14 protein-coding genes are annotated in these 16245 nt (G+C 74.5%); 7 read left to right on the top strand and 7 right to left on the bottom strand.

Going from position 1 to position 16245, the window contains the following annotated elements; all coding sequences use genetic code 11:
* The coding region (locus tag DZF91_RS39510) for a hypothetical protein (protein WP_199486458.1) at positions 1-203 on the top strand (203 nt) is incomplete at its 5' end.
* Between the two features lie 346 nt (positions 204-549).
* Entirely contained in the window at positions 550-1020 is a 471-nt protein-coding gene (locus tag DZF91_RS06895) for a SixA phosphatase family protein (RefSeq protein WP_117356645.1), read from the top strand.
* 89 nt (positions 1021-1109) lie between these two features.
* On the opposite strand, the gene DZF91_RS06890 is transcribed toward DZF91_RS06895, so the two are convergent.
* The 6 genes from DZF91_RS06890 to DZF91_RS06865 all read right to left on the bottom strand — a co-directional run bounded on the left by DZF91_RS06890 (position 1110) and on the right by DZF91_RS06865 (position 9789).
* On the bottom strand, positions 1110-3455 hold the full coding sequence (locus DZF91_RS06890; RefSeq protein WP_147341027.1) for an FUSC family protein: 2346 nt from the start codon (positions 3453-3455) through the stop codon (positions 1110-1112).
* Between the two features lie 306 nt (positions 3456-3761).
* On the bottom strand, positions 3762-4967 hold the full coding sequence (serB, locus tag DZF91_RS06885) for a phosphoserine phosphatase SerB (protein WP_117356643.1): 1206 nt from the start codon (positions 4965-4967) through the stop codon (positions 3762-3764).
* Between the two features lie 96 nt (positions 4968-5063).
* Entirely contained in the window at positions 5064-6140 is a 1077-nt protein-coding gene (locus tag DZF91_RS06880) for an S-adenosylmethionine:tRNA ribosyltransferase-isomerase (protein ID WP_117356642.1), read from the bottom strand.
* A 72-nt stretch (positions 6141-6212) separates the two neighbouring features.
* The gene (locus DZF91_RS06875) at positions 6213-7808 is read right to left on the bottom strand and encodes an MFS transporter (RefSeq protein ID WP_235834133.1); all 1596 of its coding nucleotides are present in this window, start codon (positions 7806-7808) and stop codon (positions 6213-6215) included.
* The gene (locus DZF91_RS06870) at positions 7805-8506 is read right to left on the bottom strand and encodes an SDR family NAD(P)-dependent oxidoreductase (protein ID WP_117356651.1); all 702 of its coding nucleotides are present in this window, start codon (positions 8504-8506) and stop codon (positions 7805-7807) included. Before DZF91_RS06870 ends, DZF91_RS06875 begins: the two co-directional genes overlap by 4 nt.
* A 128-nt stretch (positions 8507-8634) precedes the next feature.
* Positions 8635-9789, bottom strand: coding sequence for a hypothetical protein (locus DZF91_RS06865; RefSeq protein ID WP_117356641.1), 1155 nt, complete (start codon positions 9787-9789; stop codon positions 8635-8637).
* Positions 9790-10038: 249 nt separating this feature from the next.
* Between DZF91_RS06865 and DZF91_RS06860 the strand changes: the two genes are divergently transcribed.
* From DZF91_RS06860 to DZF91_RS06840, 5 genes are all read left to right on the top strand, one after another.
* Positions 10039-11700, top strand: a complete 1662-nt coding sequence (locus DZF91_RS06860) for a GAF domain-containing sensor histidine kinase (protein ID WP_407920891.1) — start codon at positions 10039-10041, stop codon at positions 11698-11700.
* The gene (locus tag DZF91_RS06855; RefSeq protein ID WP_328589133.1) at positions 11697-12392 is read left to right on the top strand and encodes a response regulator transcription factor; all 696 of its coding nucleotides are present in this window, start codon (positions 11697-11699) and stop codon (positions 12390-12392) included. The genes DZF91_RS06860 and DZF91_RS06855 overlap by 4 nt, the downstream gene beginning before the upstream one ends.
* A 40-nt stretch (positions 12393-12432) precedes the next feature.
* A complete protein-coding gene (locus DZF91_RS06850) occupies positions 12433-13224 on the top strand; it encodes a PP2C family protein-serine/threonine phosphatase (protein WP_117356639.1) in 792 nt (263 codons plus the stop codon).
* 790 nt (positions 13225-14014) lie between these two features.
* Positions 14015-14464, top strand: a complete 450-nt coding sequence (locus tag DZF91_RS06845; protein ID WP_235834132.1) for a DUF2752 domain-containing protein — start codon at positions 14015-14017, stop codon at positions 14462-14464.
* An 89-nt stretch (positions 14465-14553) separates the two neighbouring features.
* Positions 14554-15255 (top strand): RDD family protein, encoded by a 702-nt coding sequence (locus DZF91_RS06840; protein ID WP_199486457.1) that lies wholly within the window; start codon positions 14554-14556, stop codon positions 15253-15255.
* A gap of 294 nt (positions 15256-15549) precedes the next feature.
* Here DZF91_RS06840 and DZF91_RS06835 read toward each other — a convergent pair.
* A partial coding sequence (locus tag DZF91_RS06835; RefSeq protein WP_407920890.1) for a hypothetical protein occupies positions 15550-16245 on the bottom strand: 696 nt, incomplete at its 5' end.

Below are 16245 nucleotides of genomic sequence, written 5' to 3'. Positions count from 1 at the left end.
CGTCGGCGGTGGGAGCCGCCGGCCAGGCGACCGCCGTCGGGGCGCCCGGGGCGGAGACGCCCGTGGTGGGCGCGCCCGCCGACGAGACGCCCACCGTGGCGGAACCGGCCGCCGGTCCGACGGTCACGGCGGGCGGCGAGATCCCCACCCAGCCCGAATCCAACGGCTCGTCCCGCACCGCCGACCCGACCACCAAGGAGTGATCCGCCGAGGGCCGCTCCCGCGAACGCTCCCGCGCCCCTCCCGGCGGCGCGCCGTGTGAACGGACCAGACCCGCTCCGCGCCCCCGCCCGGCCCGTCCGGACGGGGGCGCGTGGCGTCCGCGACGGCCGGTCTGGACGCGGCCGGGGCGGGCCTGGATTCGGGGCATCGGAGTCCGCCCGTACGCTTGGAGGACACCACACCGAAACGCGGGAGGCGCGGCCTTGAGCGGCGAGAAGTCCACCCTGTCCGGCCCGAAGGGCTTCGCCCTCGTCCTCGTCGGGATGCTGGCGATCATCGGCGTGCTCTTCCTGCTCGCCTATCTGGTCGCGCCGTAGGGTTCGGGGCATGCCGACATTGATCGTGCTCCGCCACGCCAAGGCCGAGGACGGCTTCGGGAAGGCCGACGCCGACCGGGAGCTCACCGCGCGGGGCCGCGCCGACGCGTCCGCCGCGGGGGACCGGCTCCGCGCCGACGGGCTCGCGCCCGACCTCGTGCTCTGCTCGCCCACCGTCCGCACCCGGCAGACCCTCGACGAGCTGGGCCTGGAGACGGACGTCCGGTTCGAGCCGCTGATCTACGCCAACGACGCCGAGGAGCTGCTGGAGCTCGTCCGCGAGACCGGCGACGAGGTGGACACGCTGCTGCTGGTCGGGCACAACCCGTCCGTCCACCAGCTCGTCCACGACCTGGCCCCGGACGGCGCGCCGGCCGGCTTCCCCACCTGCTCGGTCGCCGTCATCGCCCTCCAGGACGCCTGGAACGCCGTCCGCCTCGGCACCGGCGACCTCGTCGCCTACCACAGCCCCAAGGGCTGACCCGGGACGCGAGGACGCCCGGATCACCCCTCTCGCGGCGTCCTGAAGCCGTGCGTCGGTGGTGAGCCGTGTTCCCGGACGGACGCCCGTCAGCCGGTCTCCTGGAGTTGTTCGCCGGGCTTCTGCTCGGCGGCCGGGGCGGGCTCGGGCGGGGTGGGACGCGCGGCGCTGAGGGTGTTGGTCACCAGGATGTCGGCGTCCCGGCGCAGGGACCGCAGGGCGTAGCGGGTCCCGGAGATCTGCAGCAGGGTGTCGCGCAGCGGCGTGAACGCTTCCTCGCCGACGCCCGCCTTGACCTCCTCGCGGCGGCGGCGGGCGATCGCGGCCAGGTGCTCGTCCAGCGCGGCGAACTCCTCGTCGAGCCGCTCCTCGGTGGACGGCCCCTCCTGGTCGGCCGGTTCGGGCGCCGGGTCGGCCATGACCGCTGCGGATTCCTCCAGCAGGTCGGCGATCCGGTCGAGGATCTCCGGGACGGGCCCGGAGTCCGCGCCGTGCTCGCGGGTCATCCGGCCGACCGCGATGAGGTGGTCGCGGATGCGGTGCGCGGCGGCGATCGCGGTGCGCAGCTCGCGGATGCGCTGGTGGTCCGGGACGCGCTCGTGGGCGAGCCGGTCGCGGGTGTCCGCGACGTCCTCGGCGTTCTCCTCGGCGGTGACGATCAAGTCGTGCGGAAGCTGCTCGCGCTCCCCGACGACCACCTCGGCCGTCGCCCGCACCAGGTTCGCGTGCGAGCCGAGCAGGGCCCGCAGCTGGCGCGGCAGGCGCTCGGCGTGCCCGGCCGGCCACAGCAGCCGGACGGCGAGGACGGTCAGGACGCCGCCCGCGAGGGTCAGCCCGATCCGCTCGCCCGCCGCCGTCCAGTTCGACGGGGTGGAGAAGTCCAGCAGCATCAGACCGAGGGGCGTGCCGAACAGGAACCAGTAGGTGATGATGATGTGCCGCAGCGTGAACGCGACCAGCGCGAACACGAAGACGATCACCGCCGTGGTGATCTGGTCGGGGGCGAGCGTGAGCAGCAGCGCGGCGACCGCCGACCCGACGCCGGTGCCGATCACGCGCTCGATGACCCGGTCGATGGTCTCGCCGTAGGTGCCGCGCAGGCTGAGCATCGCGGTGATCACCATCCACTGCCCGTGCTCCACGTGCAGCGCGGCGGACAGCGACATCGCCACCACGGCGGTCACGTAGACCCGCGTGGCCTGCCGGAACGCCGGGGACCGGGTGCGGACGGCCGTGACCAGCCGGTCCCACGCCGAGACCGGGTGCGGCGTCGGCAGCTGCGGCGGCCCGAACCCGAGCCGCAGCCCGGCCTTGACCAGCCGCCGCGCCGAGTCGACCCCGCCCGCGATCCGGTCGATGGCCCGGTCGATCTGGTCGATCAGCGCGACCGCCACCAGGTCCTCGTCGCCGGCCATCCCGGCGCGGCGGATCCGGTCGCTCTGCCGGGCCAGCCGCCGGATCGCGGCCGAGTCCAGGTCGCCGAGCGGCGCGCCCAGCGGGGACTCGCCCGCGGTGCGGACGGCCTCGGACAGCAGCCGCAGCCGGGCGGCGAGCGCGGCGATCGCGACGTGCGCCTCCAGCTCCCACTCGCGGTTGCGGTGCGGCGGCTGGCCGCGCTCGGCCTCGATCAGGGCGCGCAGCGCGACGGTCTCGTGCAGGAGCCGGGAGAGCGCGTCCAGCAGCCGCTCCGGCCGCGTCGGCTCCTCCCGGCCGTGGCCCGTCCGGTACAGGGCGTAGGTGCTGCGCGCCTCGGTGAGGGCCTCGGAGGCGGCGCGCCGCTGGTCCTCCCAGTCGATCGTGTGGACGACGGCGGCGAGCTCCGGATTGGTGATCTCGACGGCCTCCAGCGGCGCGGCGTCCTGGGAGCCGATCTCCTGGGCGACCGCGTCCAGGACGCCCGCGACCGCGTCCGCCGCGTCCGCCAGGGCGTCCCGGAGCGGGCGCAGCCGCCGTGCGGGCCAGGGGGCCAGCACGATCACGCAGAACAGCAGGCCGCCGATCAGCTCCAGGATGCCGAGGTACACGATCCCGCTGCCCGCCGGCCGCACGGCGGCCAGCAGCACGGCGAGGCCCGCGGTCGAGCCGATCCAGCTCACCGCCGACCCGACCGCCACCACCGGCGGGACGGCCAGGACCGACAGCCACGGGTGCCCGCTGAGCAGCCCGCCGAAGGCCGACCCGAGCGAGACCAGAATGACGGCGCTGCCGAGGTTGCGGGCCTGCGCCCCGTACGGCCCCTCGGGCGCGCGCTGCGCGACCAGGAACGCCCCGAGCGCGATCATCGCGCCCGGGGCGGCACGGCCGGTGAGCGCCCCGACCATCAGCGGACCGGTGATCGCGAGCGCCGCGGAGAGCCCGTAGAAGGGCGTCGCCTCGCTGCCGAACGAGCCGATCGAGGCGTACGTCTTCCGGACGCGCTCCAGCACCCGTGGCATCGCCCCCCCGACCTCACGAAAGACCGAGGGAGGTATACCCGGGGAGACGGGATTGATCACCAAGCGCTGGTGTCGGTCGCGTCACCTCCGTCCCGTTTCCTCCGTCCCGCCGGGCGTTCCCGGTAAAGCCCCCGCCCCGCGGGGCCGGGTGCGCGGAGGCCGGGCGGCCCGGCCCGAAGGAGCCGGGACCGGCGGAACGGACCCCTCGGGCGGCGGAGGGACCGTGGCTCAGGCGGCGGCGCCGGTGGCTCGGGCGACGGAGGGGTCGGCGGTTCAGGCGGCGGAGGCGCCGGTGGGACGGGCCGGTCAGGCGACGGAGGGGTCGGCGGCGTCGGCCGCTTCGACGTCCTCGCGGGAGATGCCCAGCAGGAACAGGATCGTGTCCAGGTACGGGACGTTGACCGCGGTGTCGGCGGCCTCCCGGACGACCGGCTTGGCGTTGTAGGCGATGCCGAGCCCGGCGGCCTGGAGCATGTCGAGGTCGTTGGCGCCGTCGCCGATCGCGACCGTCTGGTTCACCGGGATCCCGGCCTCGCGGGCGAACCGGCGCAGCGCGGCGGCCTTGCCCGCGCGGTCGATGACCGGGCCGACGACGCGTCCGGTCAGCCGGCCGTCCTCGACCTCCAGCATGTTCGCGGCCGAGTAGTCGATCCCGAGATCACGCACCAGGGCGTCGGTGACCTGCGTGAAACCGCCGGAGACGATCGCGAACTTGTAGTCCAGCCGCTTCAGCGTGCGGACCATCGTGCGGGCCCCGGCGGCCAGCTTGATCTTCTTGCGGACGATCTCCAGCGCCGAGGCGTCCAGCCCGGCGAGCAGCGCGACCCGCTCCCGCAGCGAGCCCTCGAAGTCGAGCTCGCCGCGCATCGCGGCCTCGGTGACCTTGGCGACCTCGTCCAGGCAGCCCGCCTCCTCGGCGAGCAGTTCGATCACCTCACCCTGGATGAGGGTGGAGTCGACGTCCATGACGATCAGCCGCTTGGCCCGGCGGTGCAGGCCGCCCGGCTGGACGGCCACGTCCACCTGGCGCTCGGCGGCCTCGCGGGCGAGCGCTCCGCGCAGGGCGGCGGCGTCCGCGCCGGACACGTCCATCTCGATGCAGGTGACGGGGTCGCCCGCGAGCCGCTCGATACGGTCGATGTTGGCGCCGTTCGCGGCGATCTGCCCGGCGATCCCGGCCATCGCGGCGGGCAGCAGCGGGGCGCCGAGCACGGTGACGTGCAGCCGGCCCCGGCGGCGCGGGACGGCCCGGTCGCGCCCGGTGGACAGCTCGACCTCCATGTCGAGGTCGGTGGCGACGCGCTGGGCGGCCGTCCAGACCCGTCCGATGTCGGCCCCGTCGGCGTAGGCGACCAGCACGCCGAGGACGAGCCGGCCGCGGATCACGACCTGTTCGACGTCGGCGACCTCGACCGGGAACTCGGCCAGGGTGCTGAAGAGACGCGACGTGACCCCCGGTCGGTCGCGGCCGGTGAGCGTGATGAGGAGCGTGCGCTGTGCTGTCCCGTCCATGCTGCTCACCACGGTACCGGCCGTGCGGGGCGCCCGTCTGTGACGTCCACCATGCGGACGCCGAGCGTTCAGCCCGTCCTGCCGGGTGTTCACCCGTCAGTCGGAAACGATGAGATTGAGATCCCCGAATTCGTGCCAAAGGTAGCGTTCGGCGAGGGCGGCGGCATAGAGCTCGGCCAGCAGCGGACGTCCGGCTATGGCGGTCAACATCATCAGATGCGACGACTTGGGCTCGTGCAGGCCGGTGAGCAGGCCGTCCACGGCCCGGACACCGCGCTCGGGGGTCACGACGTGCTCGGTCCAGCCGGCGAGCGGGCCGCCCGCCGCGACGGTCTCCAGGGCGCGGACGGCCGTGGTCCCGACGGCGATCACCCGTCCGCCGCGCGCGCGGACGTGCCGGGTCAGCTCCCAGGTGGGCTCCGGGACCCGGTACCGCTCGGCGTAGGGCGGTTCGTGGGCCTCGGGGGACGCGACGCCGGTGTGCAGGGTGAGCGGCGCGAGCAGCACGCCGCGCGCGACCAGGCGGGTGACCAGGTCGGGCGTGAACGGGCGGGCCGCGCTCGGCATCTCCGCTCCGCCGTCGTCCCGGTCGAACGCGAAGGCGGTCTGGTAGTCGGACGCGGGCCAGTCCCGCCGGACGTAGCCGTACCTGATCGGGACGCCGTTGCGCAGCAGGTAGGGGACGACGGGGGTGCTCATGCGGGCGTGCCACAGCCGGTCGGTGTGCCGCCGGACGAGCGTCAGCGTCGCGCCGTCCGGCATGGGGATCCACTCGCCGGGGCTGCCTCCGTAGTACGGCAGGCTCCCCTTGCCGGACCGCCGCCGCAGCTCGACCAGCCAGTCCCGCCCCGCACCGGAGCCATGGCCGGAGCCGGGGGCGCTCGCGTCGGGGGTGCTCGGGTCGGGAGCGGGCGGGTCGGGGAGGGGCGTGGAGAAGTGGACGGCCAGGCGGTCGAGGCGGATGGCGGCCGGCAGCGTCGCGGAGGTGTTGACCACGAGCAGGTCCCCGGGCCGCAGGAGGCCGGGCAGGTCGCGGAAGGCGTGGTGGGTCACCGCGCCGGACGCGCTCCGTCCCACCAGCAGCCGGACGTCGTCGCGGGCCCGTCCCCGCGCCTCGGGCGGCTCGTGCGCCTCCAGGTCGGACGGCAGGGCGAAATCCAGGGTTTCGGACATGACGAACTCCAGGGTCGGCCCCCGCTGCCGGAGACCGGGAGAAGGAAGGAGGCGCCCGCCCCCGCGCCCTGCTCAGGACGCGGGACGGACGGTGAGCCGGAGCGCCGCGACGACGCCCGTTCCGGCGAGCGCGGTCAGCAGGACGCTCGCGATCGCCAGGCCGCTGCCGAGGTGGTCGGTGCCGACGGCGGCCACCAGCGCGCCCGAGGCCCCGGCGAACAGCGACGAGCCGAGGTTGTCGGCGATCTGCAGGGCGGCCGAGTTGACGCCCTGCTCCTCCTCGGGCGACTCGTTCAGGACCAGCACGCTGAGGCTGCTGATCGCGAAGCCCATGCCCGCTCCGCCCAGGACCCAGGCGGGCGCCGCGAGCCATCCGCCGAACTGGACGGCGACGGCCGCCCCCGCGATCCCGGCGGTGACCAGCACCGCGCCGAGCCGGGCGAAGAACGCCCGGGGCCGGGCGGACCGGCCCTGGAACTGCGACGCCGCCGACCAGCCGAGCGCGCCGAGGGTCAGCACGACGCCCGCCTCGACCGGGCTGAACCGGTGCAGGCTGGTCAGCGCGAGCGGGATGAACACGTCCATGCCGAAGAACGCGCCGGACAGCAGGCCGCGCGTCAGCACCACGCTCGGCAACCCGCGCCGGAACCGCAGCGTCCCGGCGGGAAGCATTTTCGGCAGACCGAAACCCAGGGCGGCCAGTCCGACCGCCACGCCGACGGGCATCACGAGCCCGGGGTGCTGGAGGCCGTACAGCAGCACGCCCGCGCCACCCGAGACGGTCACCGCCGCGACGTACCGGGACGCCGGGATCCGCCGCGGCGCCCCCTCGCCCGGCCGGACGTCGCGCAGCGCGGGCACCATCAGCGCCGCCGCCGGGACGACCAGCGGGATCAGGCCGAGGAACACCCAGCGCCAGCCCGCGTGCTGCGCGACCAGCCCGCCGATCGCGGGCCCGATCAGCGACGGCAGCACCCACGCGGCCGACAGCGCGGCGAACACGCGCGGCCGCAGCTCCTCGGCGTAGACGCGGGCGATCAGCACGTACACCGCGACCATCGCGATCCCGGTGCCGAGGCCCTGGAGGGTGCGCGCCCCGATGAACGTCCACATGGTGGGCGCCGCACCGGCCGCCGCCAGACCCGCCACGAACAGCCCGAGCCCGGCCAGCAGCGGCCGGGACGGGCCGGACCGGTCCACCCAGCCGCCCGCGAGCACGGTGGTCAGCAGGCTCGCGATCAGCGTCGCGCTGAACGCCCAGCCGTACAGCGGCAGGCCGTGCAGGTCGCGCGCCGTCACCGGCATGACCGTCCCGACCGCCATCGCCTCGAACGCCAGCAGCGTCACGACCAGCACGATGCCGAGCGTGGGCAGCAGCATCCGCCCGCTCCAGACCCCGCCCGCAGAGCCCGCGGCGTCCCCGTCCGGCGCGGCGACCGCGTCCTGCGGGGCGACCGCGTCCTGCGGGGCGTCCGCGTGCTCGGCCGACGGCACGCCGGCGCCCTCGGCCCGCGATGATCCACCGCGGCCGTCCGGCGAAGCTCCGCGGCCGCCCGAGGAAGGGCCGGGGCCGTCTTCCGGAACGCCGGGGGCGTCCTCCGGGGCGGGGGCGGCGAGGGGGCCGTCGGACGGCTCGGAGGGAATGTCGGGTTCCAGCACAGTCGTCATTGTGCGGTGCCTTCCGGGATGCGGGCGCCGAGCTCGGCGACGCGGTGGCGTCCGCTGGGGCCGCGCTCCGCGATCAGGCCGAGCAGCGCGGCGGCGGCCTCCTCGGGCGGCGGCGCGGCGTCGGCGTCCTCGCCGGAGGCCCGCAGCATGTCGGTGCGCATCTCGCCGGGATCGACCCACCAGACGGCCACATCGGGCTCCTCGGCGGCCAGCACGTGCGAGAGCTGCTCCAGCGCGGCCTTGGTGGCGCCGTAGCCGCCCCAGGTCGGGTAGTCCTCCACCGCCGCGTCCGAGCTGATGTTGAGGATCGCGCCGCGCCGCTCCCGCAGCTCCGGCAGGAACGTCTGGACGAGGGCCAGCGGCGCGACGACGTTGGTGCGGAACGCGGCCTCGAGATCGTCCAGAGGCTGGTCGGCCAGGCGCGGCAGCGGCGTCGTGCCGAGCGTGCCCGCGTTGTTGACCAGCAGGTCGATCCCGCCCGCCGCGGCCACGGCCCGGAGCAGGTCCGCCCGGTGCGCCGGGTCCGCGACGTCCCCGGGGACGGGCACGGCGTGCGGACCGATCGCGGCGGCGGCCTCGGCCAGGGCGTCCGCCGAGCGGGCGTCGACGACGACCGTCCAGCCGTCGCGGGCGAGTGCGGCGGCGAGGGCCCGGCCGAGACCCCTGGACGCTCCGGTGATCAGTGCGGTCTTCGTCATGGCGCCGACGCTATGCCGGGCGTCCGACAGCCGCATCGGCCGCGCGGACGCCCGGCCGTCAGCCCTTGGTCCTAGGGCTCACGGTCCTCCGCGAGGACGGACCGTGAGCCACTGGGAGCGCGTCCGGCTCAGTGGTTCGGCCGGTACGCCACCACGGCCGGACGGGAGCCGAGGCTGCCGCCGATCAGGATCGTGCCCGTCCCGCGGAGCGGGGCCGCACCCTCCCACGGGTCGAACAGGCGTCCGTCCACCTTCTCGGGGACGAGGTCCACGTGCCACTTGCCGGCCGACTTCCGGTGGAACACCAGGTTGCGCTCGCGGTAGGGCGCCGGGGTGTTCTCGCCGATCGGCATGGTCATGATCGCGAACTCGCCCCGGTCGGTCACGAACGGGCGAGCGGCCGGGCTCAGATGGCCGGCGCCCGGAATCAGCTCGCGGTGCCAGCCGCGCCGGTCCTTGAAGAACGCGTAGCCCTTGTCGTTCATGCCGTCGGCGGACACCCAGACGCGGTCGCGGTCCGCGGTGATCCCGAAGAAGAAAACGTCGGCGGCCGAGCGGGGCAGGCGCTCGCGCTTCCAGGCCCGGCCGTCGAAGTGGGCGACGACGGACGTGCCGTCTCGCGTGTTGTCGAAGCCCGCGGCCCAGATGTCGCGGGACGACCGGAACACCACGTCGCTCACCTGGACCCGGGTGGCGGTCCGCTTCCAGGTGCGTCCGTCGAAGTGCCAGATGGCGGGCATGGCGTCCGCGTCGGTCGGCACGGTGAACACCCAGGCGTCGCGCGCGCTCGGAGCCGCGATCGCGGTCACCATGGTGTTCGGGAACGACTTCATGATCGTCCACTTGCGGCCGTCCCAGCGCAGGACCCGCGCCGGGACGCCCTTGCGGGAGGCCGCGGCCCCGAGGCCGGGATGCCCGGCCGGCGGGGCGGCCGAGACACCTGCGGACGAGGAGGTGAACGAGCCCAGCGTCCCGGCCCAGACGTTCCGGTCCGAGGAGGCCGAAGTCTTCAGGACGAGCTCGTCCACGGCCCGGGGCAGTGCGGAGGCGCGCCACTTGCCACCCGTCAGGTGGTAGGCGCGCGGCTTGGAACCGTTGCTGTCGGAGGTGAAGGTCCAGGCGGTCGACTTGCCGGTCGCGACGGTCGCGGTCGAGGTCGAGCCGGTGGAGGCGCGGAAGGAGGTGCGCCAGGCACGCGTGGCGGTGTCGGTGACCGGAGTCGTGGACGCTTGGGCGGGGGCGGCCGTCAGGACGGCCGCCGTGGCGGCGGTGAACGCGGTCATCCGCCGGAGGGAACGGCTCAAAGGAAACCCCGATGTCGTGGGATCTTGAGAATCGCCGCATCCTACTGATGTGGCGTCCTCCCACCGATGGGTGAGGGCGAGTTTGGGGCGCTCGTCCGAGGGGAGGACCGGCGCGCGGCGGAGCCCGGCCCAGGGGCTGATTCGCCGTGGTGCCTGCAACGAGTACGGTCATCACAGATGGGCGCACCGGCGCTCAATGGCGAGGGTGAGGGGCCGGTCCGAACCGGTATGAGCGCATCCGACGTGTGCTGCGACAACGCGCCCGAGTGCGACGGCGACCACGCGCGCCCGCACGAGGGCGACGAGCACGCGCGCCCGCACGAGGGCGACGAGCACGCGCGCGCGCGTGAGGGCCACGCGCGCGCGCGTGAGGGCCACGCGCGTGAGGGTGACCCTCCCGCGCGTGTGCGCGGGGGCGCCGGCGAGGAGGCCCGTCCGCGCGAGGGGGCCGCGGCGCCGTGCCGCGCGTGCGACCACTCCCCGCACACCCACGCGGCCCGGTATGGGCGGGGGAGCGACGAGGAGGCCGCCCTGCACGCGGTTTCCTCCGCGGTGCTCGCGGTCACGCGGCACCTGTCGGTCCGCGAGGTGCTCCAGGTGATCGTCCGGGCCGCCGCGCGGCTGCTGGACGCCCGGTACGCCGCCCTCGGGGTCCCGGACGACGAGGGCTCGTTCGCCGAGTTCGTCGTGGAGGGCGTGAGCTCCGCGCAGTGGGACCGGATCGGTCCGATGCCGCGCCAGCACGGCATGCTCGCGGCGATGCTCCGCGACAGCGAGCCGAGGCGGCTCGCGGACATCCGCCGCGAGCCCGAGTTCGAGGGCTGGCCCGCCGCGCACCCCGTCCTGAAGGACTTCCTCGGCGTTCCGATCCGGGACGGCGAGCAGGTGCTCGGGCTGCTCTTCCTGGCCAACCGCCGCTCACCGGCCCCCGACGCCGATGCCCTCCCCGCCTCGGACGGTCCCTCCCGGACGTTCTCGAACGGCACCTCCGCAGAAAGCGACTCGCCCTCCGACTCGTCCGCCGAGGGTGACTCGGCAGCGGACGGCGGTTCGGTGGGGCGGCGGGGGTTCAGCGAGCGTGACCAGGAACTCCTCACGTTGTTCGCCGCGCACGCCGCGATCGCGATCACCAACGCGCGGCTGTACGAGGCGAACCGCGAGCTCACGGTCGTCGCCGAGCGGAACCGGCTGGCGCGCGAGCTGCACGACGCCGTCGCGCAGCGGCTGTTCTCGCTGCGGCTGACCGCGCGCGCCGCGTCCGCGCTGGCCGAGCGCGACCCGGCGCGCGCCGTCCGGGAGCTCGACCAGGTCGAACGGCTCGCGGCGGACGCGCTCGCCGAGCTGCGCGCGGTCATCTTCGAGCTGCGCCCGGCCGACCTCGCCGACGGTCTCGCCGCGTCCCTCCGCAAGCACGTCGAGGTTCTGGACCGTGCCTACGGCGCGCGGGTGGTGTGCGAGGCGGACGGCGCGGTCCTGCTGCCCGAGGAGCAGGAACTCGTCCTGTTCCGGATCGCGCAGGAGGCGCTGCACAACGCGCTGCGACACGCCGGGGCGCGCACCGTCCGCGTGCGGCTCGCGCCCGCCCCGGACGCCGTCGTCCTCGAGATCGCCGACGACGGCAGGGGCTTCACGCCGTCCGGCCCGTCCGCGGACGGCTCCAGCACCGGCGACACGCCCGTGAACGGCGCGGCACGAGGCTTCGGCGCCGGCGACCCGCCCGCGAACGGCGCTCTGGACGGCTTCGGTGCCGGCGACACGCCCGGGAGCGGAGGCCCGAACGGTCTCGGACTGGTCTCGATGCGGGACCGGGCGCGCGCGATCGGGGGCACACTGTCGATCGACACCGCGCCAGGCAGGGGCACGGTGGTCCGTGTGGAGGTGGCCCTTTGAGCGGCCCTGTGTCCGGCACAGGCGGCGGCGCGGCGCGCGGCGCCCGCATCCGGGTGCTCATCGCCGACGACCATCCGGTCGTCCGGCAGGGACTGCGCACCTACCTCGGCATCCAGGACGACATCGAGGTGGTGGGCGAGGCCGCGGACGGCGTCGAGGCGGTGTCCATGGCCGAGCGGCTGGAGCCCGATATCGTGCTCATGGACCTGAAGATGCCTGGCGCGGGCGGCCTGTCCGCGCTCACCGAACTGCGCGCACGCGGGGTCGCGTCCAGGGTGCTGGTGCTCACCAGCGTCACCGAGCGGGGCCACGTGCTGCCGGCAGTTCAGGCGGGCGCGGCTGGGTATCTGTACAAGGACGTCGATCCGGGGGCGCTCGTCCAGGCGATCCGGGCGGTCCACGACGGACACGTGCTGTTCGCGCCGGACGCGGCCGAGGCGGTGCTGGGAGCCGACCCGGCCGGCGGCGACGGACGGCACGACGACCGCGGCCTGGCCGCGCTGACCGACAGGGAGCGTGAGGTGCTCGTGCAGATCGCGCGGGGCAGGTCCAACCGGGAGATCGCGCGTGTCCTGGCGGTCTCCGAGAAGACGGTCAAGACGCACGTCAGTAATCTGCTCATGAAACTGGGAGTACAGGATCGGACGCAGGCGGCGCTCCATGCCGTCCGGCACGGACTCGTCGCGGACTGATAGAACAACTTCCACTGACAGGATCGTCATCGAAATCGGTATGAACGTAGCAATCAGGTACGCAGCAGGCAGCGACATCGGATGCAGCCGGGAGAACAACGAGGACTCCGGCTTCGCCGGGGCGCGCCTCATCGCGGTGGCGGACGGCATGGGCGGTTACGCCGGCGGCGAGGTGGCCTCCTCGACCGTCATCGGATCGCTGCGCTCACTGGACGCCGAACCCCCCGTCGAGGACCTCGTCCAGGTGCTCGGCCGCGCGGTCGCCGAGGCCAACGAGAAGCTCCGCATCGTCCGCGAGGAGCGCCCCGACCTGTCCCGGATGGGAACCACGCTCACCGCCATGCTCTGGGACGGCACCCGCGTCGCCCTCGCGCACATCGGTGACTCGCGCGGCTACCTGCTCCGCGACAACGAGCTGTTCCAGATCACACAGGACCACACCATGGACGAGCTGCTCAAGGCCGAGGCCGAGCAGTCCGGCCAGACCCCGGACCCGGCCGAGACGTCCCGGCTCTCGCACGTGCTCTACCGCGTGCTGGACGGACGCGACGACCGCGAGCCCGACCTGCGTCTGCGCGAGGCGCGCCTCGGCGACCGCTACCTGCTGTGCTCGGACGGCCTGTCCAACGTGGTGGACCCGCAGACGACCTACGAGGTCCTGGCGGCCGAACCCGACCCGGCGCGGGCCGTGCAGCGCCTGATCGGGCTCGCCCGGGACGGCGGCGGACCCGACAACATCACCGCCGTCGTGGCCGACGTCGTCGAGGCCGACCACCTCGCCGCCGGTCCGCCGGCCGCCCCCCTCACGGTGGGCGCGGCGGCCAACTCCTGAGCCCGCGCGCCCGCCGACCCCCCACAGGGCCGCAGGCTTCTCCCGCCATGCCGTCCCGCACCTTCCGGCGCCAAAGCTCCCACCCGCCGCGCCCCTCCCACACCGCCGCGCGCCCTTCCCGCACCGCACCGCGCCGCGCTTCCGCCGCGCTTCTCACGCCGCGCCGCGCTTCTCACGCCGCGCCGCGTCTTCCGCGCCCCGCCTCTCTCGCTGACGTGTCCGTGACTGCTCGGGCTGTGCGTCCCTTCGGTTCTTGGACTTCCTCGTCGGCGTGGCTTCCGGTGTGAGCGCGTCGAGTGTTCGTCTCCGCGTCAACGCGAAAGCTCCGCGTAGTCGCGGCGGCTCGGTGTCTCCGCTCGTTCCAATGCGTCGCTTCGGCGGCTTCTCACTGCCGCATTTCCGGGTTCGTCGTGCCCTTCTTCAGGGGGCGTCCAGGGTTTCCGCCGACGGTTGATTCGGCGCGCTTCACGGGTTGGCCATGGTGGGCCGGGCTTCTCGTCGCGCGGGCTTCACGGGGCCGCTACCTGGTGCTTTCGGGGCTTGAGCGGCGGATGTGGCCGGTGCGAACGTTCTGTTACGCTGTCCGACCGGTTCCGGGCTGACCTGTTACGTCCTATCCCGGCAATCGCGCACTCCGTTGGGGGGAAATGTCCTACCCTGCTGCCAGGGTGAGACCGGTCATGCGCCAGGTAACGGTCGCATCGCGGATACCTGTCCCGACTTGACCCGCCGCGGGGTGGACCCGATATATGGGTCAGTCGGACGAAGTGTCATCGAGGCGGAGGAATCGGTGGGGGGAACGACCGGACCGACGGTCGTCGGCGCGCAGCGCGGCGCGCTCGGCGGCTTGGTCGACCGGAGCCTCGTCGCCGCGCGACGCGGCCCCCTGGGCGTCGCCCTGCGGGTCGCGGCCATGGCCACGGCGGCGGTCGCCGCGGCCTGGGTCCACCGCGTCCACGACCCCGGCGTGATCTGTCCCCTCCGGACGGTCACCGGGATCCCCTGCCCCCTGTGCGGGGGTACCACCGTGTTCCTCGAGCTCGGCGCGGGCCGTCCCGGCCAGGCCCTGCTCGCCAACCCGGTGGCGCTCACCGGAGCCGTGGCGGTCGCCCTGGCTCCGCTGGGGCTGGGAGCCCGGTGGTGGGAGCTGGCTCCGAAGACCCGTCGCGGGGTCCTCGTGGCCGCACTCGCGGGCTCGGAGCTCTGGCAGCTCGTCAGGCTCGGCGTCCTGCGGGTCTGAGCAGGCGTCCGTCGTCGGCCAGGTCCGTGGAGCCCTCCCGGTCCGGCGGACGTCACAACACCACAGGGTCAATCGATCAAGGAGCGAGTGTGGGCAACCCCTACGACCCGTACGGCCAGCAGCAGCCGGGGTACGGACAGCAGCCCGGCTACGGCCAGCAGCCGGCGCAGCCGGGCTACGGCCAGCAGCCGGGTTACGGTCAGCAGCCTCCGGCGCAGCCGGGTTACGGCCAGCAGCCCGGTTACGGCCAGCAGCCGGGCTATGGCCAGCAGCCCGGTTACGGCCAGCAGCCGGGTTACGGTCAGCAGCCTCCGGCGCAGCCGGGCTACGGCCAGCAGCAGTACTACGGCGGCCCGCCCGCCGGCGGCCAGCTCGCCGAGTGGGGTTCCCGCGTCGGCGGCTACTTCATCGACGGCCTGATCATCGGTGTCCCGACCGGTGTGCTGTACTTCCTCGGCTCGATCATGACGGCGGGCGGCAAGGGCGGCGCGGCCTCCGTGTTCGGCCTGCTGCTCACGCTGCTCGGCATGGCCGCCGCGGCGGCCCTCGGCCTCTGGATCGTCTACCAGGAGGGCACCACCGGGCAGAGCATCGGCAAGCGCCAGATGGGCATCCGCCTCGTCAGCGCCGAGACCGGCCAGCCGATCGGGTTCGGCATGGCCTTCCTGCGCAAGCTCTGCCACTTCGTCGACAACATCGCGTGCTACGTGGGCTGGCTGTGGCCGCTGTGGGACGAGCGCAAGCAGACCTTCGCCGACAAGATCGTGAACACCATCGTCGTCCGCGCCTGACCAAGGCCTTCCTCGCTGCGGGGTGTCTTCCAAAGGGGGAGACGCCCCGTTTCGCGTTTTCCGGGGACGGTGTTGGGCGCCTTCGCTCCGTCCTGGCCGAACACCCGCCGTCCCGCGCGGTCAGCGCGACCCAGTGCGGTCAAGCGCGGTCACCAGTGCCGTTCACTGCGGTCAAGCGCGGTCACCAGTGCTTCAGTGCGGTCCAGCGCGGTCTCCAGCGCCGTTCAGTGCGGGGCGGAGGACGCCGGGGCGAGTCGACGCCTGTCAGCGGGCTGCCTGTTCGCGGAGCGCCGGTCAGCGGTCGGGGACGGGGTCGAAGACGCTGTCGCAGGCGGAGACCACGGCGCGCCGGACGGCACGGTCGAGCAGCCGCAACGCCTCGTCGCGGCGGCGCATCCGCGCCGCGTCCAGGCCGCGTGCCTCCATCCGGCGCGCCAGCCGGACCACGGTCGCGAGGTGGACGGCGCGGGCCGCGGTCCGCTGCGCGCGCGGCGGATACCCGGGGGCGAGCGGCGGCTCGTCCGCCCCCGCGGAGCGCAGGTTCATCAGCTCGTCCGCGATCTCCGGCGGGACGGGCGCGATGTCGTTCACCGTGAGCAGCGCCTCGGTGGCCTCCCGCATCGCCGTCGTGAGGTCGCGGTCGGCCTCGGGCAGGGACGGCACGTCGGGCCGTCCGGGGGACGCCGCCCGCGCCTCCCACCGCACGCCCGCGTACGAGGACCCGCGCAGATCCTCGTAGGGGACCAGTCCGACGGCACGGTCGGCGAAGACGGCCACGACCGCGGCACCCGCCTCGATCGCCGCCCGGTTGAAGACCGCCGGGCCGGTCAGCCCGAGCGGGTCGCCCGGAACGGGCAGTGCGAGCCGCAGAGCGGTCGCCCCCTCCACGCGGAGCTCGCCGAGCGCCCGCCGCAGCGGCACGTCGCCGTCCGCGCCGGGCAGCGGCGGCGAAGCGGCATCCGGCGCGTGGGCGGGGGCGACGGAGCCGCC

It is taken from the genome of Actinomadura logoneensis (assembly GCF_003428695.1).
GTDB lineage: Bacteria > Actinomycetota > Actinomycetes > Streptosporangiales > Streptosporangiaceae > Spirillospora > Spirillospora logoneensis.
Note: the sequence above shows the minus strand (reverse complement) of the source record. Positions and strands in the feature narration are given on the sequence as shown.

Coding starts and splice junctions, on each gene's coding strand:
- DZF91_RS06895 (WP_117356645.1), top strand. CDS start 550: ATGCCGACATTGATCGTGCTCCGCCACGCCAAGGCCGAGGACGGCTTC.
- DZF91_RS06860 (WP_407920891.1), top strand. CDS start 10,039: ATGAGCGCATCCGACGTGTGCTGCGACAACGCGCCCGAGTGCGACGGC.
- DZF91_RS06890 (WP_147341027.1), bottom strand. CDS start 3,455: ATGCCACGGGTGCTGGAGCGCGTCCGGAAGACGTACGCCTCGATCGGC.
- DZF91_RS06870 (WP_117356651.1), bottom strand. CDS start 8,506: ATGACGAAGACCGCACTGATCACCGGAGCGTCCAGGGGTCTCGGCCGG.
- DZF91_RS06880 (WP_117356642.1), bottom strand. CDS start 6,140: ATGTCCGAAACCCTGGATTTCGCCCTGCCGTCCGACCTGGAGGCGCAC.
- DZF91_RS06865 (WP_117356641.1), bottom strand. CDS start 9,789: ATGACCGCGTTCACCGCCGCCACGGCGGCCGTCCTGACGGCCGCCCCC.
- serB (WP_117356643.1), bottom strand. CDS start 4,967: ATGGACGGGACAGCACAGCGCACGCTCCTCATCACGCTCACCGGCCGC.
- DZF91_RS06850 (WP_117356639.1), top strand. CDS start 12,433: ATGAACGTAGCAATCAGGTACGCAGCAGGCAGCGACATCGGATGCAGC.
- DZF91_RS06875 (WP_235834133.1), bottom strand. CDS start 7,808: ATGACGACTGTGCTGGAACCCGACATTCCCTCCGAGCCGTCCGACGGC.